The organism is Flavobacterium luteolum, from assembly GCF_027111275.1.
In the GTDB taxonomy this organism is placed as follows: Bacteria; Bacteroidota; Bacteroidia; order Flavobacteriales; family Flavobacteriaceae; genus Flavobacterium; species Flavobacterium luteolum.
On record NZ_CP114286.1, the window covers coordinates 4,645,794 to 4,670,514 of the forward strand.

Sequence of the window (24,721 nt, forward strand, 5' to 3'; positions counted from 1 at the left end):
CCCCTGATAGCTAAAGACTATTTCGGGGCAGTTTTTTTATGAGATGAATTTTTGCAAATAAGAATTACATTATTGTTTTATAAGTTTAATGGTTTTTGTATTTGTTCCATTGCATATTTCGGCAAGATATATTCCTGCACTAAAGTTATTTTTTAGTATTATAGCCGACGTGTAATTTGATTTGACAGTGTCTATTTTTCTTCCCAATATATCGAACACATTAATATAAATAGCCTGCGTTTCATCTCCTCCAATGATGTTTATCTGAAATTCAGTTTTTGTTGGATTTGGCGATGCATTAACTATAAAATCATCTATTTGATGTTCTGAAATTTTTGGTGCAGTATTTTTTAAAGACAAAGTAGCCTCGCATGAGCCTAGATGACAACCATGTGCTAAATGTGCTGACACAGCGTTGGCAGAAATGCAAAGACTTTTATTGTTCGTATGGCATATTAGTACTTTTTTTGCATCACAGCTAATATCGATTACTTTTATTTGTTTTGTTATGGTAATATAGCAGCCTTTCGCATCAGTAATGGTTACGCTGTAATCGTGAACTCCCGGTGTTGACGGATTAATAGAAATAGCATCTGTTATAGCTCCGTTACTCCACAAATAAGTAAAAGGTGCTGTTCCATTTGTAGGCGTTGCGTTCAATGTTAAAGAAGAAGGGCCATATCCTAAGTAAATAGTATTAGCGTCTCCTCCCGGATTTACAGCATATACATCTGGAATGAGAGCCGCAATCGGATTATTGATGGTTATTGTTGAGGTGTTAGTACTGTTATTTCCTGCGTTATCAGTAACCGTCCATGTTATAACGGATGTTCCTACGTTAAAATTTCCACTTGCATCTAATCCATTTCCGTTTCTTGTAGTTGCACCTGTAATTGTATAAGTAACGGTATCAATTGCACAATTATCGGTAGCAGTTGCTAAAGGGATATTGTAATTTCCGCTTGATTCATAACAAAGAACAACAGAAGCAACTGAGTTTACAGTTGGTTTTTGTGCATCCGTAACTGTCACCGTTTGCGAGGTTGTGGCGGTATTGCCATTTTCATCGGTAGCCGTCCATATTACAGTTGTTGTACCATTTGGAAATAATGCTGGTGCGTTATTGGTAATACCTGTTACAGCGCAATTATCAGTAACTATTGGTTGAGTTAATATAAATGTTGCTCCACACTGATTTTCGTCATTTGAGATCGTTATGGGAGCAGGTATTGCAAAAACAGGCTTTTCTGTATCATTAATCGTAATAGTGAAAGAAGTCGAACTATTATTGCATCCATCGGTTGCTGTCCACGTAACAGTTGTAATTCCTTTATTAAAAACTTTATTGGCTAATGTAGTATTACCAGTAGCAGAGGTTGCTCCAGTAAGCAAATAGCTGTAAGCAACGTTACTGCAGTTGTTTAAAGCGGTGATGTCAAATTCATTGGCTTGTGTTGTATAGGTAGGTAAACCGGTATTAGTGTTAGTGATAATATTTGACATTTCAGGCAGATACAGTACTGGTTTAACTTGACCGTTGAATGAAAAGTCATCAATACCCACTAAAGAAGTTCCAGAGATTCTGTTTGATCCGTACCAGTATAAACGAAATGTAATTGGGGTTTTGATATTGGTCAAAGGGCTTAGGTCATAAGTAAGCAAAGTTGCAGCAGTTCCAGTGAAGGTTTGAGGTGCCGTAATATCACTTGTAAAACCGTCTATGCTGGATCTTAAAACAAATGTGCTAGGATCAGAAGCGTTTCCTTTTCTAGCCGTAAATTGAAGATTAGAAAAATCTATTTTGTAGCCATTTTTAGGTTGAAGTTTGAACTCAAAATACTGATCTGGATTAAATGAAGTAGCAGGATCTGAAGTATTTGTTTTGCTGGTCCAGCCATTTAGTAAAACACGACCACTAATTACGCCTGCTGTATTGAGGCCACCGCTAGTGCCATAATAAAAATTTGGTGCCGCATTTCCGTCACTGATTATATTAGGATGTGTGGTGTTTCCTGCCGTAATAGGCGCGATAAATTCAACATTATTTCCAGTGAATGTGTTTCCCCAGATTTGTACAGGCGCACTAGTATTATTCAGCTCAAAAATTTTGATGTCATCATGATAAATAATACGTGTCATTACATTAGGAGGATCAGATGTAATAGACTGTCCTGGACGATACAAACCCCATTTCAAATATCCCGAAGGGTTAGCTTCAGGAACATCCTGATTGAAAGTTTTAAAATTGCTCACCTGCCATGCCAATGTATAATCAGTTTGTCCAGGTAACCTATAATAAACCTTATAATAACCAGTATTATCAGTTGTCATTTTTGCATCAATCCTAAAATCAATCCATTGATTTATATAGGGACGAAAATCATCTATGATAGACGGTTCAATATTGTCGTTAGGTATACGGAAGGTAATGCTATTGCGTTTTGCGCTTAAGTACCATGCAGGATTTTCTCCGCCACTTTGTTTGCCTTGAAAAATAATATCGCCATTTTGAGCCATTCCCGCAGTATAAGATTCCCAATCTTTTAGTAATAGACTCACTTCAAAACGGCGTTCATCTCCCGGATAATATTTCCCGTCTGTAGGCATTTGAGCTGTGGCTGCCTCGCTTCGCCAATGGTTATCAGAAAAATATCCCGAATCTCCAATAGTTACGCGATGAGCTATAGCATAATTGCCAGTACGGCCGGGACTTACCAAGTATTCCGCATCACTAGCAGTGGCATGTGTTGTAGTTAAGTTTGAAATTCCAGAGTTTGCTGTACCACTTTCATAGTCAACAGTAACAAGGGTACCAGTAATTGTTGCAGGTGGTGTGGGTGGTGTTGCAATTAAAGAGTTAGAATAAACGATATCATCCATATACATTACAGGTGCTGATGATCCTGCTCCCACATTCAGCAAATTCATACTGTTAATATTAGTGCCTTGCGGAAGAAAACCAGTTCCAGGGTCAGCATTGGTAAGTACTTTAGTATTATCGATCCAGATGTCAAAAGTTCCTGCGGCAAGGTTATGAGTAGTTAAGTTAGACGCACTTCCAGTTGTATAGGAAGTTTCAGCATTGCTATTGTTCATAAAAAATTTTAGAACATAAACCTGACTTTTATTTATTGTAACCTGCGAAAGTCCTGCTGTTGTATAGTTTGGACTTGTCGTAGACGAAAGCCAATCAAGGCTTATTGCGGTGGGAGTAGGAGACAGTCTTAAGGCGGCAAATGTTTGCGGTAAACTTATCCCGCTACCGTTGGTAAAATTGCTGCCATTGCCAAAATAGATTAAGAATCTGCCATTAGTTCCTGATGTAATGTTGATCTTGCATTCAAATGCTGCAATGGCTGTAGCTGTAAAAGAACCCAAACCAAATTTTGCGCCCGATACGGTTGTACCACTATTCATTTTAAGTTCGGCTCCCGAACCTCCTGCCAAATTAGAAGAAGTGAGTTCAACAAAACCTTCAGTAGTAGACGAAGCTCTTACACTAGCAGTACCTCCGCCAGCCGTTGGTGAAGGCAAATAAGTTGAACTATAAGAAGTAGACGCGTATGGCATCGAGGCGGTAATGCCAAAGTTGTATTCCCAATTGGAATTTTGTGCCTTAATTTCTAATAAAGAAAATACACAAAGTAAAACAAGTAAACTTTTTTTCATAATTAATTGGTTTTGGTTGAGTTAGTAAATAAGCTTTTCTTTGGGTCGCATTTAATAGCCAAAGAGATTTGTGGTTTTGGATGACTAAGTTAAATGCGGGAATAAAAAAGATATTTCAAATTCGGATATAAATGTTTTGAATTTGTGTAAATATTCATTTTTATCAGATTTGATAGATGATGTTTCATAGATATGAAGGCTCCAATAGAATTTTAATCTCCTTGGGTTTATATCAGAAACTCACTATCTGAGCGCTATTAAGAATATTTACCACATTGCATATTTTGATTTTATGGATGTTTTTTGAAGTTGTAACCAGCTACAATTAATAAGAATGTAAAAAGTTTGATTTTTATAAAATCAAGTGTTTACCGATTTAAGAAGACCATTTTTAGAAAAGGTATTTTTTATTTCTGATTAGTCAATTGAATTTTAAGCGATAAAATAAAACTGGTGCATCGATTTTCAATAAACCAATGCACCAGCTACAGAAATTATTCGTTTGAAGGCTTTCCAATTGTAGCCAAAATTCCGCCATCAACATAAACAACATGACCATTTACAAAATCACTAGCTTTTGAGCTTAAAAATATTGCTGCGCCTTGTAAATCTTCAGGATCTCCCCAGCGTCCAGCAGGAGTTCTTCCCATGATGAACTCGTTAAAAGGATGACCGTTTACACGAATTGGTGCGGTCTGACTTGTAGCAAAATAACCAGGACCAATTCCGTTAGTTTGAATGTTGAATTTAGCCCACTCTGTCGCCATGTTTTTGGTCAGCATTTTCAAACCTCCTTTTGCCGATGCGTACGCACTTACAGAATCTCTTCCCAGTTCGCTCATCATAGAACACATATTAATGATTTTTCCGCCACCGCGGTTAATCATTCCTTTTACAACATTCTTAGAAACAATAAAAGGACCCGTTAAATCTACTTTTATAACCGCTTCAAAATCGGCAACTTCCATTTCGATAATTGGAGTTCTTTTGATAATTCCAGCGTTATTGATTAGAATATCGATAGGGCCAACTTCAGCTTCAATTTTGCTGATTGCTGCTATTACTGCATTTTCGTCGGTAACATCAAATAAATAGCCATAAGCATCAATTCCTTCTGCTTTATATTCTGCAATTGCGCTGTCTACAGCCTCTTGCGAAGAATGATCATTTACTACAATTTTTGCACCTGCATGTCCAAGACCTTTAGCCATTGCCATTCCTAATCCGTGAACTCCTCCTGTAATTAGCGCTGTTTTCCCTGTTAAATCAAATAAGTTAATTGACATTTTTTTGTTTTTTGGTTAATAGTATTCTTAATTATTTTTTTGTTTTTGATGCTTCTTTCACATTTACAATCAAAGGATTTTGAAGTTCCTGATTGAAACGATCCAAGTAATCCTGCCATTGCTTAGAATTGGTTATTTGCCCCGCTTTGTCCCAAGCGGCACCAGAATAATACACAATAGGTTCGTTATTTTTTACCGAAGTTAGGGCTAGTAGCTGTTCTTTATCTACCCACATTTTTTGGGCAGGAGTGCTCAATATGGTTCCTACAGCTGTAGTTCCTTCTTTTTCAAAAGTGGGTTCCCAATAACTCATAATTCCCTGTTGTTCATTTAAGCCAATTATGCCTTGCTTATCACGTCTTATAATCCCAACCACAACAGGTAAAGGGGTTTTATTGTCGAAAATGAAATTATTTTCAATTTTATTAAGCTGTGAACCAGCATCTATAGAAATGGTTTTTGTAGCCTTCACTTTAATTCCGCCAGCATTCCAGATGTCATAAATCAATTGAAAAGTCGTGCGAAGCGGACCATTATCCAATATTTTCCATTGGTGATAATTTCCAGAATAGCGGATAGTATCTTTTACAAAAGGAGCCATGTTTCCTGCGCCCAAAGTATAGCCAACATGATAGTAATCAAGTCCGTCGCCGTGATCGATATGATAATCATTGCTTTTATAACGGTCATTTAGAACCAGTTTAGAAGTATTTTTTACCCAAACATCAAAACCGTAAGCATCGCCTTCTGTTTTTTCTAGAGCTTTTCCGTAAGCTCGAAAAGCGATTTTATCATTTTCCCAAGCAAAATCATCCAATCTTTCAGGGACAAATCGAGCAAAAGTTTTAGAAGAGAATTTTTCTGGTTTTCCCTTTTGAATGAAAAGCTGCAGCGAACTTTTTGCTTTAAGATCTATTTGAACCAATACATTCTGAATCGCAGATTGTCCTTTGTGTTCTAATTGAAACGGAATTTGCTTTTTTGTTTTAGGATCAATGATTAAAAAATCGGCAGTATCAATCTGCGGATAGGAGAGAAGAATGTCTTTCCATTTTATGGCTGTCACCGTTTCTTTTCTGTCTAGAGCAGAATGGTTTGTAATGGTTATGCTAGTCTTGTTTTGAGCAATTAATGCAGAAGGTAAAGCACAAAACAGTAAGATAAAGTGTGAAAATTTCATGAGATTTGTTTTGAATATTTTTTGTATGAATAGGTTCAGTTAAGGCATAGATTGAGCTGTCCGACTTGTGATTTTTTTCTGTCGGATAGTTTTTTTGATTTTTTAAAAGTTGATTTTAAACCTTGTTGAGGTTTTTAAAAGCTATGATGAACTAAGGAAATTTTGCATTTATAGAGCTAGTTATGTTGTTGTAAGTTATTCTTTTGTGTTTTCTAATCGGGCTAAATATTCGCTTGGCATACAACCGTAATGCTGTTTAAAAGCGGTTGAGAAATAAGATGGCGAATTAAAACCGCACATGTAAGTTATTTGAGCAATTGTATATCGCTTGCTTTGCATTAATTCTACAGCTTTTTTGAAACGGATTCGTTTAATAAAATCCATTGCCGATTCGCCTGTGATTGCTTTTAATTTGATATAAAGATTCGAACGGCTCATTCCGATTTCACGGCTGAAATGATCTACAGTAAATTCAGAATCTGCCAAATGATCTTCGACAATTCTAATGGCTTCTTTTAAAAATTCTTCATCTAAAGTATTGAATGCAATATTCTCTGGAACCATTTCTTTTCCAGCCGAATAGTACTCTTTTAATCGTTTACGAGAACGCAATAAATTGGTGATTTTTGCAGCCAATAATGGCGTCGAAAATGGTTTTGTAATATAATCATCGGCACCCATTTCAAGGCCTTTTATCTGTTGACTGGTTTCATTTCGTGCCGTTAAAAGCATCAGTGGAATATGCGACGTATTAATGTTCTGTTTAACACGTTTACAAAAATGCAAACCATCTAGCTCAGGCATCATTACATCGCTGATAATTAAATCAAAAGGATTAATTTCTAATAAATCTAATGCCATCTGACCGTTGTATGCAACCGTTACATCGTAGGCTTTGCTAAAATAATCCTGCAGATAATCTAGAATTTCTTTGTTATCATCTACAATCAGTAATTTAATAGGCTGATTGCTGTCTATTGCTTCATTTTCTTCTTCTATTTCATTTTCATTATCCAATTCATTATCGGTAACAATAGACAAATCATACAGAGATTCTTCTATCTGCTGATCGTTTTTGTAAATCTGATCCAAAATCGGAATACCAACTGTAAAAGTGCTTCCTTGTTCTTCGGCACTTTCGGCGCTAATTTCGCCATGATGCAATTCGACCAAACGTTTTGTAAAAGCCAAACCAACACCAGAGCCCAAATTCATTTCGCGGTTGTTTACTTGATAAAAACGATCAAAGACTTTAGATAAATTCTCCGTGCTAATTCCGACTCCCGTGTCAGCGACTTTTATTTGTACCGTATCGTTTTTCTTCAATAATTCAACATGAATACTTTGTCCTTCTTTGGTGTATTTAAAAGCATTAGACAAGAGATTGAACAAAATTTTCTCCATCGCATCTTTATCAAAAAGAAATACAAGTTGTGTTTCGGCTGAATGAAAAGTGTAATGAATGTTGTTTTTTTCTGAAAGCGGTTTAAACGACTCAAAAATTTCCTGTGAAAAACGAACAATATCACTTTTGCCCACTTTTAACGGACGCGTTCCCATTTCTGTTTTTCTAAACTCAAACAGCTGATCGACCAAATTGTAAAGACGTTTTGCATTAATGAACATTAATTCATGTTTCTTTTTGGTGATTTTGTCTGCAAACGGCATTTTTAATAATTCTTCTAAAGGCGCTAGAATCAACGTCAAAGGAGTTCTGAGTTCATGTGATACATTAGTAAAGAAATCCATTTTGATTTGGTTGATATAACTCACTCTTTCCTTCTCAATTCTTTCCAGTTTTAGCTGCTGTTCGGCTTGAATTCTTTCCTTAATGATTTTAAAACCGATATAAACTGCTGTACCAATAATAGCAAGTAACAACAAAGAAAACCATATCGTTTTGTACCAAGGCGGAAGTATTACAATTTGCAAACTTCTAACAGCGCTCATTTCACCATTTGGACCAACAGCTTTTATCTGAAAATTATATTTTCCTGCAGATAAATTGCTGTAGCTTACCTTCAATTCGTCTGTTCTTTGCCAGTCTTTATCAACTCCTTCCAATTTGTAGAAATAATAAGTTCTGTTGGAAGAAATGTAATTGAACGTATTAAAAAAGATACTGAACTGTTTGTATTCTGGTCCAATTTCCAATTCTTTAACCTGATCAATATGCTGTTCCAAAATATCAGTTTCGTCGCCAACAGCAACGGTTTTATTGAGAACTTCTAGAGCTGTAAAACTCAACTTTAAAGGCAGCGGACTTTGTTTTACCATAGACGGGTAGAAGTACGAAATTCCTTTTATACCGCCAAAAAGCAGCATTCCGTCCTTAGCCTTGCAGAAAGCATAATCGTTAAATTGTTTGTTTTGTAAACCATCACTTTCGTCAAAAGTCTGTACAGAACCTTTGTCTGGATTAAACTTAATTAATCCCGTGTTGGTAGAAATCCATAAGTTGTCTTCGTCTGGAATTATGCCGTAAATCGTTTCTTTGAAGAAGTCTTTTCTTGCTTTAAAACTAATAAACGATTCCTGCGTTTCATCGTACAATCGCAAACCTTCTCGCGTTCCAATCCAGATTCGGTGTTTTGGATCTTCGGTAATGCAGTTTACAATATCATCGCTTAATTTTCCGTGGCCAATAGTGCCAAATAATTGCGTTTCTGGATAAAAAAGCGTTACGCCGTTGGTGGTGCCAATCCAAATTCGTTTTTTACTATCTTCAAAAAGAAAAGTGATATCGTCAGAAGTGGGTCTTTTTCCTGCTTTATCCAAATGGATATGTGTAAATGTTTTGGTTTCGGGGTGAAACTGATCCAATCCAGATCGTGTTCCGACCCAAATTCTGTCTTTAGAATCTTTCAGTAAACTATAAACCAAATCTCCTGATATACTGTTCGGATTGTTTTCGTCGTGGCGAAAACGCTGCACTAAACCTGTATTCGGATTCAAAATATTCAATCCGCCGTTATGCGTTCCCACCAAAACATTTCCGTTATTGTCAAATTCAATGGCTTTAATATTGTTCGAACTTAAACTATTTGGATTGTTTTCGCTATTGGAATAATAACTTATGGTATTGACAGTTTTGTTCCAGTAATTCAGCCCTTTATCGTTGCTGCCAATCCAGAAATTGCCTTTAGCATCTTGTTTGATAACGCCAATAACTTCATCATTTAAAGATGGTTTTCCTGAGTTTTGGCTTAAAAGATTAAACTTAATATCGTTTTTATGATAATAGTTCAAACCTCCATAATAGGTTCCCAACAAGATTCCGTTTTGTTTATCTCTAAAAATACAGCGAACCGAATTCTGGCTGATTGTATAAGGCTGTGAAATTTGGTGCGAATAATTGCTAAAAGATTTGTTTTTAAGGTTATAAATACTCAAACCTTTAAACGTTCCAAACCATAAATTTCCTTCGGTATCTTTGTTAATGCATCTAATGTTATTATCGGCAATACTATTGTTTCCAGCATTATGAAGAAGCGAAGTAAGAGTTCTATTCTCTGCATTGTATTCAATTACACCTTCGCCTTCTGTAGCGATCCATAATTTTTTTTCTTCGATAAAAACATCATTGATATAAGGTTTTTTTGAAGTCAGATTTATTTTTGAAAGCTGATGAGATTGTGAATTCAGTTGGAAAAGCCCCACATCTGCTCCCAATAAAATCTGTTTTTGCCAAACGCCTATGTAAGCGATTTTTTTGATTTCATGCGAAGACGCATTAAACTTTATCGGAACAAAATTCTTTTCATTTGGAGAAAGCACAAAAACATCTCCTGCAATAGAAGAAGCCCAAATTCTATGCTGATTGTCTTCGGTAATGGCAGAAATGTACCATTCGCCAATATTTCGCGGAAGCGGATAATTGATAAAACTATCCGTATTGTAATTGTAAACACTAATGCCTTGATTGCCGCCAACCCATAATTGTCCTTTATGATCGGTAAACAAACTTCGAATGTAATACGATTGCAGACTGTTTTTAACGTCTTTTATTGGGCGATAAACTTTAAAACCTTTACTATCATAACGATTTAATCCGTCTTGTGTTCCAATCCAGATAAAACCCAAAGTATCCTGCTGAATGGCAAAAACAGAACTTTGCGACAAGCCTTTATCAACCGAAATGGTTCGGAAATAGCGGTCTTGCACTTGGGCATAACTTTTCGCACTGAAAAGAGTTATGTAGAAAAACGTAAAAAGGACAATCGTTTTCTTCATAAAGGTTTGAATTATAATTTGTTATTTGTTTTTACTGAATGTTTAAATTTAAACAAAAAGAAAACACTTTTATTCTTAATTTTTGTCATATTTAGCCACATCTGGCAATTCATCTATCGCTTCTTGTCGGACTACTTTAGCATGATCAATTTCAAGCAATAAAGAACTTCCATCGATGTTTGGCATGTATTTTTTTCCTTCAAATTGAATTGGCAGATTTCCGTAACTAAACATTGATTTTACTGCGTTTCCTGAAACTTGCAATGCCGCAGGTTTTTCTCCGTTTAATTGCGCTTTTATATTCCAGTCTCCAACTTGTAAAGCTGTAAATCCATCTTTGTTGGATAGTGTTTTAATGACTTCTGTTTTGCCATCTTTAATTTGGATGATGGTTAAGAATCTAAATTTTTGTTTTGGCTGAGAAGTGATTCCCGCGTGCCATTGATCTTTAAAATCTTTAATTTGTCCTTCATCATTGGTCACTTTATTCCAGTTTACAGCAGCTTTGAAAAACTGATTGTGTACCGCCATTTTTAATGGACTTTCAGCATAAACATTCGCCGTAACACTTCCTAAATCGGTTTTAACTGCAAATTGTTGTTGATTTGAGTTTTCTGAATTCTGACCTTCAATTGCGTAATAAGGGCAATGAAACTGAGTTGTCCATTTTACTGGAGTTTTGGCTTCCAATTCATCATATAAAACAATATATCCGCCTTCTAATTGCAGCATATGTCTTCTGTACAATGTTACGCCAGATTCTCCGTAACCGTTTTCTTTGCTCGGAACTACTTTGATTTGTTCAAATCTATTCAACCAAAATTCACTTTTAATTTCGCCATACGCATTGCTGGCATCTCCTAAAGCATACTGAATGCGTTTTCCTGAGATTGCTCTCGGAATCCACCCGTAACCTTCTTCACCAATTTTTTGATTTAAACTGTCTGCTAAAATGGTATTATAAGCTTTTGTTGATCGATAATCTAAAAGATTGTGTTTATCGCTGAAATTGCTGTAATAACCTGTTCCTCCAAAAATTACTTTTCCTTTATAATTAATGGTAAAGGCATTTTGCGAAGCATGCCCATGTCCAGAAGAACCAAACGGACTGCTCAATAAATAACTGCTTAGCGTTTTATCGGCATTAGCTAAATCTTCGTGCATCGCGACAACACCGACATCTCCAAATTTGCGTGTTTTTGGTAAAACAGAAGGCGAGGAAGCAGGTAAATTTCGGTTTGGTTTATAATTTAAAAGTCGAAAAAGAAGATAATCGTCTGTACCATGATAATACGAAGCATAATCTCTTTTTATACCGTCAACATACCAATTTAAGTAAGGATTGTCAATTTTATAAGTAAGCGCGTCTGCAAACCAAGCTTCGCCTTTTGTAATGTAGGGAATATTCTCCCACATATCGCCAATCGCAGTGCTTGCCGATTTATTAGGATGTGTATAATGCATATAGTAAGGCAGATTCTGCATCCAAGGCAGTTTGAAATAATCAACTCCGCTAAAATCGCCAAACATTTGAGAAAGGTAAATAATAGACTTAAAGTTGACCCTAAAATAGCCGTTTCCTTCGTGCCAGCCACCATCTGTTGTGCCTAAAACCGGGAAACGCGCCGACCAAACTTCATACAAATACGTAAGCCATTCTTTTGCTTCAGGCACATCGTTTATAGTCGCAACAGTTGCAATTGCAAGGTTTCGCATGGTAATCTGCCAAACGTGATTATCGCTTACATGCAATTCAAAACGATTAGGCAAATGATCGTAAACTCTTTTGGCTCTAAGTTTAATGATGTTTTTAAAAAGTTCTTTTTCCTGCGGAGATAAGAATTCATAACCTACATCATAAAACCATCCTAAAGCTTCGAGTACGGCACCGCCTGTAAAGTCATCGCCTGTTGCTAGTCCGTTAGGATTCATGTTGGCAATGTTTATCGCTCTGCGTTTGGCATCTAAGATAAAACGCTCGTCTTTAGTAAGCTGATAGGCAATGCATAAATTGCGAACAGGAGTTCCAACAGCATCTCCAAAACCATGATACATTCGCTCAATAATGATTTTTTTCTCTAAAGGATTTTTGCCAGTTGTATCAATGACGCGTTGTGGTTTCTCAGTTGGAAGAGGAGCCAGCATCAATTTTTCCGCGAAAGCGATAAACTTTTTCGCCTCGGGATTATTCAAGTTATTGCGATAAAAGTCGTCGCCAATAGTACGCATATCCCACAAAACCGGATGTGCTCCTTCATTTCGTTTTAAAACTTCGGTTACTGGCGGAGAAACTTTTTCGTTTGCATATTTGGCATCAATTACAAAATCATAAGTTGGTGACCATGTCCATTGATTGCTGCTTTTTAGGGCATAAGCATATTTCCAATACCATTTTCCAGCTTTTAACGCTTGATGCAGAGGATAAACGGCCCAACGCTGTTCGGCGCTAGCAGTTACATTTTTGGTAAAGTTTTTATCGCTGGCAAGCATCACTTTATATCGTACGTTGCCAATATTTGGATCTTCTTTAACTTCACTGCCGCTTTCCATTGGTTTCACCATTTCTTTTCCGTTAGTTCCAGGCCAAAGCAGGGCGGGAGCGTTTGTTGGAACCGTTACACCGTTTACAGGACATGGCCATTCGCGTACTCTTGCGTGCAGTTTTTCGGCGGTTAACTTTATGACAGCCTGCTGTTTCTGACTGAAAACAGAGAAGGCTGCCAAAAGTAACACTACTGTATATATTTTTTTATTGATCATTTGTTTGGTGTTGAATGATTTATAATCCAGATTGAAACGAATCGCCGTTCTTTTTGCACCATTCTTTTAAATAACGGCGCATGTTAAGCAGTTCTTTTTTATACGTTTTGTTTACGGCTAGATTTGTTATTTCGCCTGGATCTGTGGTTAGATTGAATAGTTGTTCTTTTAAATCACCTTTGTTGTAAACAATGTATTTGTAATTTTGTGTAATTACGGCACGTCCGCTAATTCCTAAAAGTTCTTCGTTATCCGCAAAATCGGTTTCAATAACCAAAGTATCGCGAAGTTTTAGAGCTGGATTTGCTATTTTTTTACTTAAATCAATTCCTTTTAAATCAGAAGGTTTTGAAACTCCTGTAAAACCGCAGATGGTTGGAATAATGTCTGTTCCGTTGCAAACCAACATTTCGTCTGTGCTTGGTTTCCATTCTCCAATTTTTGAAATAATAAACGGAATTTTAGCCGATTCTTCATATAAAATCTGTTTCTGATTCCAGCTGTGTCCTGCGTAACCGTCGCCATGATCGGCAGTAAAGACAATGATTGTATTTTTTTCGATTCCGTATTTTTTGAGTGAAGTCAGAACCATTTCGATATAACTATCTACTTTTTCAATCAGTCTATTATACGCCCAACGATATTGACGCCATTGATCGGCTGTCCAGTTTACTGATGGATAAGTTCTAAAACTTACTTTTTGCTGTTCGCGTACTATTTTGGGTTCGTATTCTGGAATTTTCCAATTGGCAGGAAGTGGCGGACATTGCTCTGGAGATGGAGCATTTTCTAAAACATCCATTTTAAGATCTTCTCCGCGTGCCCATTCGCAAATGTCATGGGGATTTAAAAAAGAGGCTACAAGTAAAAAAGGCGTGTTTTTGTTTTCTTTAATAAATCGTGCACAGAAAGAAGGCGTCGCAGCATCGTTGTAATCTTGAAAATTGGTGTTTTCTATATATTCAAAACCATGCTGACTTTTTTTGGAAGTAGGAACGGGAAGATGCCATTTTCCAACATAACCTGTTTTATATCCTCCGTTTTGGAAAATTTTTCCCATCATCAATAAATCATCTGGCCATTGTCCGTCTTTTTCTGGCGCATTTCCAATAAAACCAGTTTCATAAGGCATTTTACCGCTCATAATGGCAGAACGTGATGGCGAACACAAGGGTTGTGCGCAATAGGCTTTAGTAAAACGAACTCCATTTTGAGCCAGTTTATCCATCGCAGGCGTGTGCAGGTTTGTATTTCCTGCGTTGCTCATCGCATCAGCAGTTTGCTGATCGGTCATAATGATTAAAATGTTCGGACGGTCAGCATTTTGTGCATGATTTAGTAATGGAATATTTAAAATTCCTAAGAGGCACAGAACGAATATGTTTTTTTGAAATTTCATCTCTATTTTACTAGTGGATTCTTTTATTTTAATGCTTTAAATCTAAAAACGAAAATACCAATCCTTGTTTATTTATAGTTTTGAATTTGTTCAAAATGCTATTAGATTTAGCTAAAAACAACGGTTTTTCGTTTAAAATCAGCTTTCTTTAATAACAGTTAATGCAGAACCGAAGATCTGCACTAACATTAAACATGAATGGTTTCTAAAATAGTAAGCACTTAGTATTTGGGATTTTGACGTGTGATACTTTTATTGACATCAGTCTCATTTTGTGGAAAAGGATATAATTCGTGTTTTCCAGTAACAAAATTGGTGATGGAAGGGTAGAAGTACGTAGCACGTATTTGTTTTACTGCTGCACTTGTTTCTGCCAGTTTATCTGCTAGAATTCCCCATCTGATTAAGTCGGCTCTGCGCATTCCTTCAAAAGAAAGCTCCCATGCTCTTTCTTGCTGTAAAGCTTTAAAGAATGCCACTTTATCAAGTCCGCTTGGCAAGTTTATTTCGGCAGTTGTTGGTTTAGACAATAATCTCGCTGTTGCTGTTGCTCCAGAACCTTTTCCGTCTGTGCTGGTAATGGTTACTGTTGGCACAGAAGTATAACCATCTCCAGAACGAAGCATAGCAATAGTATTTACACCTCCGCTGGCAAGGTTAACGACTGCTGCAGCAGCATCTGTACCGCCGCCACCTGTTATTTGAATAACCACATTTGCTGCATTCGTATATCCAGTTCCTTTTGTTTTTAAATCAATTGCAATTCGGCTTCCTTGAATATCAGCGCCAAAAGCTCTTTTTCGAACTTGGTTTATAGCTTCGTAAGCAAGTGCATTTGGACCTTCGTTTAATTCATTTTCTACTTCTGCACGCATTAATAGCAAGTCAGAATAGCGCATAATTACCCAATTAATGTGCGTGTAGACTCTTTCTGCGGTTGCATTAGTCATAAATTCTCTGTTCCATTTTGAAACGGTCCATCTTTCGTCCTGATTGGTAGTCAAAAGCGGAATTTTATTCCCCAAATTATTAATCTGATAAGTGGCAATTGAGAAATCTCTTCTTTGATCTGCGGCGTTATAACTGTTGTAAAAAGGTTTCGGAACTAAACATCTAGCAATATTAGACGGATATACGCCGCTTGCCGTTGTTGGACCATTAAAATTACCAATCCAAGAAGCATTTCCAATATTTCCTGATGGATTATAGAAGGCAACTTGAAAAATATTTTCGGTTGGTTCTAAAACATGCTGACATTGGTTTTTAAATACTTTAGCATAAGATGGGTTCAATTTGTATGGATTTTGTGCCATTACATCATTGATTTCTGTTTGGGCAATTTTATAATAGTCTTTATAGTTTGCAGGACGTTTTATAACGCCGTCTGCGCCTAAAGAATATCCTCCAGCAAATAAAGCCACTCTGGCAAGCATAGATTTTGCACCCCATTTATTGATGCGTTCGTCCGTTGGCATCTGGTCTGGCAGAAGCAAAGCAGCTTCCTGCATGTCTTTTATAATCTGATTGTATATTTCCTGACGATCTACTAAGGCACCGCTAAGTTTATCTCCCGATTGTGAACTTTTTGTTTTAAATGGCACATCTCCCCATAAACGCACCAATTCTGAATAGTAAAATCCGCGAAGGAATTTAGCTTCGCCAAGAAAACGGTTTAATTGCTGTTTTTGAGTTTCTGTTCCGTTAGTATACAATTCCATTTGCGGAATCCTTTCGATCACCACATTTGCTCTGTCAATTCCTTCGTACAATTTACTCCAAGCCAGATAAAAAGTATTGGTTTGCGAAATACCTTGATAATGTGCAATTGTTCGCCAGTCATCGGCACCAATTCCCGACATTTGTTCAATATCGGTATCAGCGTCAAAAATTAGTGAAATGTTCCATCCGTAACTGTCCATTGACGACATTGATTCGTAAACTCCTAGTGTTGCCATGTTGGCTTCGTTTACATCAGAAAAAAAGTTGGCTGTGGTAAAGTAAGAGTATGGAGTAACGTCTAAATCTTTGTCACAGGAATTAAGAGGCAATAGGAGACAGGCTACACCTGCGATAACCATTGCTTTGCGTGAAAATATATTGTGTTTCATCTTTTTAAACTTTAAATTATAATGAAATATTTAATCCTGTAACAAAGGATTTACTTCTAGGATAAGCACTAAAATCGACTCCTCTGGTAATGGCATTGTTAAGAACATTTACCTCAGGATCATAACCAGAATATTTAGTAAATACATATAAGTTATACGCCGTAAAATAGATTCTTAGGTTTGAGATTTTAGATTTCTTAAGCCAGTCTTTTGGCAATGTATAGCCTAAACTGATGTTGTTAATTCTTAAGAAAGAACCATCTTCGATAATATCGCTATACAAACGTCCAGTAGTATTACCATTAAAAGCAGGATACTTTTTGCCCACGTTTAAAGCTGTTAATTCATCTGGATCGGTAACGCGTTGTCCAGCATTATTAATCGTAGTCCATCGATCAGCGTAGATGGCAAAAGTGTTTAAATTGTCTAGGTTAAGCCTTGAATTGTTTAAAACGTTGGCATTGTAAATATCATTGCCTACTGTAAAATCAAGGAAAACACTCAAATCAATTCCTTTGTAGCTAAAAGTATTGTTTAGACCACCAGTATATTTCGGATTTGCATTTCCAATAATCGTTCTGTCCAAATCGTTTATTACGCCATCAGGTTTTCCATCAGGACCGCTTATGTCTTTAAATTTGATAAATCCTGGCTGTACCACAATATTATCGCTTGGAACGCCCGATTTTAAAGTATATACTTTTGTGGTTGCGTTATAATCAAAATCACTAACCTGATACAAACCATCATTTACATAACCGTACATGGTTCCAACTGGCTGTCCGACTTTCAGAATATAATCGTTTTTATCTGTATAACTGTTTGTAATTAATGAAGTTTCGCCTTCGCTTAAAGCCAACACTTTTGTTTTATTAAAAGCAATATTAAAAGTAGTGTTCCAGATAAAATTATCGTTTTTAACATTTATTGTATTCAGTGTAAACTCTAAACCGCGATTAGAAGTTGCTCCAATATTTTGAAACTGTTTTTTGAAACCAGAACTAGCCGGTACACGAGTGTTGTAAAGCAGATCTTTTGATTTATTCTCATACAATTCAGTCGTTAACGAGATTCTTTGTTTAAAAAATCCTAAATCAAGACCAATATTAGTCGATTTTGTCGCTTCCCATTTTAAGAACGGATTAGGAAGGTTGTTCTGAAAAGCGGTAATATTAGTCTGGTTGTTTAACGGATAAGAACCAGAATTAAAAATTCCTAAAGCAGCATAATTAGCAATTCTGTTATTTCCTGCTTCACCATAGCTTAAACGAAGCTTAAGATCTGAAAACACAGGAAGTTTCTGCATGAAATTCTCTTCAATAACTCTCCAAGCAACTGATGCAGAAGGGAAGTAGCCCCATTGGTTTTCGGTTCCAAATTTTGAAGATCCATCTGCTCTTAAACTAGCCGCGAATAAGTACTTGTTTTTGAAGGCATAATTGGCTTTTCCGAAGAAAGAAAGCAATTTATCATCTTCTGCAAAAGTTGTCGGTATTCCGGCAATGGTTCCAAGCTGTAATTTATCCCAGCTTAAATTTACATTAGGAAAAGCAGATGCAGTTGCAGTAACACCTTCTGTATAATTGTAGATGTATTCTTGTCCAAGAGTAGCGTCAAATTTATGGTTTTTGTTGAAAGTATTGCTGTACGTTAAAACGTTGTTATAGTTTAAACGAGTTCCAATATTATGCGTTACGCCTCCATTTGCACCACCAGCTCTAATAGCCTGAATACCTCTCGAGTCGTTAAAAAACTTGCTTTTATTGCTGTTGTCTGTATAACTTACCAATCCGCGGTAAATCAAGTTTGGTGTAATATTATATTGCAGCTGTAAGCTCATGTTAATCGATCTGTTGATGGCTTCTCTTTTCTGGCTGTCAATTGTAATAAGCGGACTTTGGAATGTTGGTGAATCTTGATTGTCTAACGGATCAACTACTAAAGTTTTTAGATCTTCGTCAGATCCATTTTTCCCGATAGTTGGTCTGTATTGCAATAAATTCTGCAGCATGCTCAATCTCGCATTTCCGCCATCAGAAGTAGAAAGTCCAGTAATTTTTTGATTCGAATAGTTTACAATTGCATTTACAGAGAATTTTTTGCTGATGTTATTGATTACGTTCAATTTCACGATGTTCTTGACAGAACCCGTTCCAAGCATAATTCCTTCATCATCATTTACAGAGTAAAAAGCATTGTATTTAGTGTCATTTTCGCCTCCGCTAATGCTAATTTTATGATACTGATTTACAACAGCATTTCCAAAAACTTCATCTTGCCAGTTAATTCCTTTTCTGTTTTTGTATAAACCTTCTAGTTCATCATAAGTTCCATAAGCGCCTACAAACTTCTGCATTCTAGCATCATCTGTAGCAGATTCGTATATTAACTTGGTATAATCATACGGATTCATTACCTTAAGTTCTTTGGCAATCGTTTTTATTCCGCCATAAGTATCATAGCTTATCGTAAGTTTTCCGCCTTTAGCTTTTTTGGTTGTTACCAATACAACGCCGTTTGCACCTTGCGCACCATAAATAGAGGTCGACGCGGCATCTTTTAAAACATCGATAGATTCGATATCCATTGGATCTAAAAATCCTAATCCGCCCGTTTGTGCTACTCCATCAACAACATACAAAGGCTCGTTGCTTTGGGTAATAGAAGTTCCGCCTCTAATTTTTAATGAAGGTTCAGATCCTGGAGTTCCGTCAGACATAGTTACCTGCATACCGGCAATTCGACCTTGCAATGCCTGTGCTACGTTCTGTACAGGAACTTTGGCCAATTCCTGACCTTTTACAGAAGAAATAGCTCCAGTAAGATCTTTTCTGGTTTTAGTTCCATATCCAACAACAACTACCTCGTCAAGATTGTTGGTGTCATCAATCAGTTTGGTATTGATTTGCGTTCTGTTTTTAACTTGTTCTTCTTTCGTCTTGGTACCAATAAAAGAAAACACAAGCGTGGCATTTGGTTTTACCTTAATTTGATAATCACCGTCCATTGATGTTAGGGTAGCATTCTTAGTTCCTTTTTCTGTAACAGTTGCTCCTGGCATTGGCAGATTTTGAGCATCGGTTACTTTACCTGTCACGGTTACTTTGTCCTGCCCGTACATCATCTTACATGTGGTTAGCAGTAAGCATAAAAATATAATCCTTTTCATAATTTTTTCTTTAAAAGAGGAATAAGTACTGAGTATAATTCCTGTTGATGTTATTTCAGTTGGTTTTAGGTTTTGTTATAAAATCACCACAATATTTTTTGGAGAGCTGTTGTGGAGAAAATCATAACAATTAAATAACTTGAAAAAAGGGCAACGGAATTTTAGGTTTAGGAAAGAGATTTAAATTTTGTAAAGGCCTGGTCATTTTTTTTGGATTAGTCATGTTTTTTTGATTTTTAATTGAAACAAATATAGAAATCGGGTTTTCATGACAGTTTTGAATGCGTCCAAAATACTATTGAATTTGATTAATACAATGTTTAAAGTCCTTTAAAATCAGGGTTTAATTTGAGTTTAGTGGTTTTTTGCTGAATTAATTTTTGATGCAAAGCTAGCAATTACGAGCAATCTCTAAATCGTTTGCGTAAAATTTATAAGTTAAGCTAAATGAAGTAAAATGTTACGTAAAATTATCTTTACAAATTCAAATTCGAGTTGAAGATTTGTTTGAACTAAAGAGTTTCAGATTAACCTTATTAATTGAAAAAATTAAAATAACAAAGAATAGAAAAAATGTTTCTTTATGCAGATTTGAGGATTATATAAAACGGAAATATTTCATCTTATTGCGAGTTTTTTCAAAAGAACAATTATAATTTCTATAAATATTTCATTCTGCTGGAAACATAACCCATGGTTTCAACCACGGGAGATACGGATTGTTTTTTGATGGTGTTCCCGTGGTTTCAACCACGGGCTATATTTTAATAATTATCAAAAAAAAACGCCTAAAATTTACTTTTAGGCGCTTTTAAGAAGTGCAATTGCAATATTTAGTTTAGTCGAGTTTTAATCTCGCTTTTTTTGCCATCAATTACAATGTTTAAACTAATGATTCCTTTATCAAAATCATTGTCTTTGTTGGGCTGAATTTTGATGTCTGGAGCTTTGTCTGCAAAAGGATAAACAACACTTACAAATGATTCTGTTTTTGCATCATTTTTAGCTTTTTCAAAAACAAATGCTGGTCTGGAAATTTCTTTTGCATAAGCATAGGAAACTTTTCCTGTTTCTTCATTTAATGCAGTTTTATCAGCATTTAAAGATTGGATTAAAAGGTTATTTCCGTCTTCATAGGCCGTATATACCTTGTTATTTACTTTATCAAAAACAGGTTTGCTATCTTCTTTTAACTGAAAGTGAACGCCCAATTTACCAGTTGCTTTTCCGATTGCTTTATCGATTATTAAAAAGTATTTATTATCAATAAACAAAATACTGCGCTGATGATTCAAGTCGCTATAACTTGGATTGGTATACGTTAAAATATCTAGGTTTTTGGCCGTTTGCCACTTGTTTTGTTCTGCTTTGGTAATCACCATATTCTGATCGTCTAGTGTCAAAGTGCTATGGACTTTGGTCTGACGAAACCAATTTCTTTTTTTAGTAACTTCTTCATCACCGCTGTAAATGTAGCAGCCTGCGTCTGGTGTAAAATTTCGTCCTTTTATCCAAAGTTCAAAAGTTCCGTTATCTGGCTGCGCATGAAATTCTGCTGGAGGTCCTGCTTTTACAATCATGACGGTAGCTTGATCGTTCCACCCGTTTCTAAAAGTATAGAATCCGCCGTTTGGTAAGGCATTTGAAAGATAATCTGGTTGTTTCCCTTCAGCGCCGTCAGTTGCAAAATATTTGATTTGTGCATTTTCTGGAAACACTTTAGACCAAATCTTAAACTGTTTTAATCGGCTTTCTTTTTCAACCAGCCAAGAATCGCCAAACATCGGATTGTTGTAGTTAGGAAACATCATGCTTGCCGAAGCTAAAATCATTTTTTCGATAGTTTTCGAATAAGTATCTGGAAATTCTTTTTCTACGCCAGCGATTTTAGCCGAATTGTAAGCTTTTAGAAAAATATCGATGCACGCAACATGATAAATAGGAGAGAGTTCCCATTGTATGCCGTCTGGAAGCACTTGCAGTTTTATTTCGCGGTTTAGGATTTCGATACCGCTTTTGCGCCATGCTTCGGCTTGCTTCAATTCAGGAAAAAATGCTCCAGCTCCCAAAATTCGCTGTGCTTCAAACAATAAATGATTGCCTTCTTTGCTATAATGTTCCGGAATGTATGCGGCTTGTTTGTTATAAGAATTTAAAAATTCCATTAAAAAAGCAGGAGTAAAGTTCGGAGAGTTTACAAATAGATTGAATGTAGGTGGAAGACTTTGCACACGATCTGACACCTCCAATGGACGCCATGCAAAAGAATCATTTTCTTTAGAACTTCCTAAGTAATTCTTTTTCCCCCAATCGCGAAACTGAGAAATCCATTCTTTGGCATATTTTTCATCTCCAGAACTGCGATACGCCATTCCCATTGGCAGCCACCATGTAACGCGGTGCAATTGCCAGCGGACTTCATTGTCTTTTACAGGCCAATATTCCCAGTTGATATCTTTTCCGTAATCATAAAACCCGTATCCTTTTTGAGGCTGAAATTTATGTTCCAGAGCATTGTCTGCTTTTTCCTGATTTGCCTTACCAATTTCTTTTCCGCGAAATCTATTTTCGTCTCCCGCATTAAAATCAGGATGTTTAACGGTTTTTCTATTTCGATAATACGTTAGCAGTTCTTGCGCTGCTTCATCGTATTTGGCTGCGTTAAAAAGACTGTTTACCTTTTCTAAGCTTTTGTAGTTTAGATTGATAATGTCAAAGCTTTCTTTTTTTATTGGTTTTTCTTGCGCATTGCCCAAGAACCAAGACAGGAAGAGAAAGCACAAGATGGCTGTTTTCTTTAAATTCTTCATTTAGGTTTTTAATTAAGTGAGTTAGATAATTTGTTGTTATAATTAAAAAGCTATCCAGTTGATATTATCATATCAAAGATAGCTTTGTATAGTTTTATTTTACTTCTTGGATTTAGATTTCAATTTTTTTAATTGCAGCATATCTCTTCAATGCTTCCAAATAATAATAATCGGCGTAATCCAGTGGTGTATCAATTTCCGAATTGTACAGAAAAGCACCCACGCTGTGTTTTAATAAAAAGAAATGATTTTCTCCAGGTTTAGCCAAATAAGCATCAGATGATAAAGATTTTAGTATTTCTTCGGCATAGTCAACGTATTTTTTTCCGTCCTTAACTTGAGTACTTAAATCTAAAAGGGCAGAAGCAATAACAGCAGCGGCCGAAGCATCTCGTGGCGCCAGCTCCGCCGTGTCTAAAGCATTATGCACATCAAAATCCCAAACAGGCACTTTGTCTTTTGGCATTGTAGGATGGTTCATAATGAATTTGGCAATGTTTTCTGCCTGCTGTAAAAACTTAGGATTTTTGCTGTTTGCATAGCACATCGTGTAACCATACAATCCCCAAGCTTGTCCACGTGCCCATGAAGATTCGTCTGTAACGCCTTGATGTGTTCTTTTGCGTAAAACTTTACCTGTATTCGGATCATAATCTACTAAATGATATGAACTGTAATCTTTTCTAAAATGATTTTTCATAGTAGTTAAAGCATGTGTATTGGCGGCTTTAGCATATTCCGGTTTATCAAACTGATTGGCGCTCCAATATAAATACTCTAAATTCATCATATTGTCTATAATTACTGGATAATGCAACCACGGAAAATCCCAAGAACGGATAGTTCCCACTACAGGACTAAAACGTGCATAAAGATTTGCAGCACCGTCTGCCAAAACAGGAAGATAAATTTTGTCTCCCGTAATTCTGTAAGCATTTCCGTAAGAGCAATACAGCATAAAACCTACGTCGTGCGTGTTTTTGATATTTCTGATAGAATCTAAAGCAAGAGTAAATTTCTTAGCCTCTTCTGCCATTGTTTTATCGCCTGTAAGTTCATAACCATACCAAAGACTTCCTGGAAAGAAACCCGTTGTCCAGTCGGTTATTCCTGCAAGACGAACGGTTCCGTCTGGATTAACAGATCGCGGATTTTTTCCGGGTTTATAAGTTTGTGCGGCTTTGTTTAACTGAAAATGAATTACTTCGGTCGTTTTTGTAAACCAAAGTGGCGATGGATCTTCTAGAACAGGTTTTGCAGAAGAACTTAATGCGGTAAATGCAAGTGCCAGAAATAGGTTAAAGGTTTTTCTCATAGTGTAATCGGTTTATTGATATTCGGTTTGGGTGAATATCTTTAAAGCGAAATTAAAAGAGACTACGAAAATCGTGTTTCAGTTTTTACTATAAATGTTTTGATTTTGTCTAAAAGTGTATTTGTTAAAAATTAAAAAATAAACATTTTTTGTTGGCTTTTGGGCTCTCAAAAAGGATTTTTATGCTTATCTTGTAGAATCCAAAACCAATTCTTATGACTTTAAAGAGACTTTTTTTTATCCTTTTTGTACTTGTTTTATCTTCCTGCAGCAATAAAAAAGAACAGGAACTTATTGTGCGTGAAAATGCGCTTTTAGAAAGAGAAAAACAATTTCGAGATAAAGAAGCAGATTATGATAAGCTCTTAAAAATGAGAGACAGTTTATTGTCTATTTTTAAAGTAAAAGACACACTTCCTCAAATAAAAGAATGGCCAGAAAATCTTAAAGTGGCATGGAATAGCAAAATGATCTGCAGAGAATCGAACTGCAGTAATTATGTTATTGGCGATCAGCGCAGCGAGGTTTGGGAGTTTGTGTCAGATTCTACAGGAATGTACACGAATGTTTTAAGTAATAACGAAATTAAACGTGTTTTTGCTGGACAATATTTAGAAAGTAAAATCGTCCTTGATTCGGCAAAAGAAGCTTCTTCAAAAAACAAAATAAAAGTCAGCGTAGTGCTAGATGATATTAAGAAAAACATCATAAAAGGCACGCAGACTATAACTGGTCAGGATAATTGTATCGCAAAATTCTCAGTTGAACTTACTCCATCTACTAAAAAGTAAT

General features: G+C 36.2%; 12 protein-coding genes. 1 reads left to right on the plus strand and 11 read right to left on the minus strand.

What is annotated here, in order from left to right:
* Positions 1 to 69: 69 nt before the first annotated feature.
* The 11 genes from OZP10_RS19895 to OZP10_RS22700 all read right to left on the minus strand — a co-directional run bounded on the left by OZP10_RS19895 (position 70) and on the right by OZP10_RS22700 (position 24,203).
* On the minus strand, positions 70 to 3,669 hold the full coding sequence (locus tag OZP10_RS19895; protein ID WP_281632421.1) for a heparin lyase I family protein: 3,600 nt from the start codon (positions 3,667 to 3,669) through the stop codon (positions 70 to 72).
* A 494-nt stretch (positions 3,670 to 4,163) separates the two neighbouring features.
* The gene (locus OZP10_RS19900; RefSeq protein WP_281632422.1) at positions 4,164 to 4,955 is read right to left on the minus strand and encodes a gluconate 5-dehydrogenase; all 792 of its coding nucleotides are present in this window, start codon (positions 4,953 to 4,955) and stop codon (positions 4,164 to 4,166) included.
* Between the two features lie 31 nt (positions 4,956 to 4,986).
* Entirely contained in the window at positions 4,987 to 6,135 is a 1,149-nt protein-coding gene (locus OZP10_RS19905) for a BT3233 family polysaccharide utilization protein (protein ID WP_281632423.1), read from the minus strand.
* Positions 6,136 to 6,330: 195 nt separating this feature from the next.
* The gene (locus OZP10_RS19910; protein ID WP_281632424.1) at positions 6,331 to 10,368 is read right to left on the minus strand and encodes a hybrid sensor histidine kinase/response regulator transcription factor; all 4,038 of its coding nucleotides are present in this window, start codon (positions 10,366 to 10,368) and stop codon (positions 6,331 to 6,333) included.
* Between the two features lie 75 nt (positions 10,369 to 10,443).
* Entirely contained in the window at positions 10,444 to 13,128 is a 2,685-nt protein-coding gene (locus OZP10_RS19915; protein ID WP_281632425.1) for a DUF4962 domain-containing protein, read from the minus strand.
* Positions 13,129 to 13,147: 19 nt separating this feature from the next.
* On the minus strand, positions 13,148 to 14,527 hold the full coding sequence (locus OZP10_RS19920; RefSeq protein WP_281632426.1) for a sulfatase family protein: 1,380 nt from the start codon (positions 14,525 to 14,527) through the stop codon (positions 13,148 to 13,150).
* A 221-nt stretch (positions 14,528 to 14,748) separates the two neighbouring features.
* The gene (locus tag OZP10_RS19925) at positions 14,749 to 16,635 is read right to left on the minus strand and encodes a RagB/SusD family nutrient uptake outer membrane protein (RefSeq protein WP_281632427.1); all 1,887 of its coding nucleotides are present in this window, start codon (positions 16,633 to 16,635) and stop codon (positions 14,749 to 14,751) included.
* 16 nt (positions 16,636 to 16,651) lie between these two features.
* Positions 16,652 to 19,804, minus strand: a complete 3,153-nt coding sequence (locus OZP10_RS19930) for a SusC/RagA family TonB-linked outer membrane protein (RefSeq protein WP_281632428.1) — start codon at positions 19,802 to 19,804, stop codon at positions 16,652 to 16,654.
* A gap of 833 nt (positions 19,805 to 20,637) precedes the next feature.
* On the minus strand, positions 20,638 to 22,614 hold the full coding sequence (gene hepC / locus OZP10_RS19935; protein WP_281632429.1) for a heparin-sulfate lyase HepC: 1,977 nt from the start codon (positions 22,612 to 22,614) through the stop codon (positions 20,638 to 20,640).
* Positions 22,615 to 22,726: 112 nt separating this feature from the next.
* Positions 22,727 to 23,929, minus strand: coding sequence for a glycoside hydrolase family 88 protein (locus OZP10_RS19940; protein WP_281632430.1), 1,203 nt, complete (start codon positions 23,927 to 23,929; stop codon positions 22,727 to 22,729).
* A 124-nt stretch (positions 23,930 to 24,053) separates the two neighbouring features.
* Positions 24,054 to 24,203 (minus strand): hypothetical protein, encoded by a 150-nt coding sequence (locus OZP10_RS22700; protein WP_432419404.1) that lies wholly within the window; start codon positions 24,201 to 24,203, stop codon positions 24,054 to 24,056.
* Between OZP10_RS22700 and OZP10_RS19945 the strand changes: the two genes are divergently transcribed.
* Positions 24,145 to 24,720 carry a hypothetical protein gene (locus OZP10_RS19945; RefSeq protein ID WP_281632431.1) on the plus strand — a complete coding sequence of 192 codons (576 nt, stop codon included), beginning with the start codon at positions 24,145 to 24,147 and terminating at the stop codon, positions 24,718 to 24,720. The two genes, OZP10_RS22700 and OZP10_RS19945, sit on opposite strands and share 59 nt — an antisense overlap.
* Position 24,721: the final 1 nt, after the last annotated feature.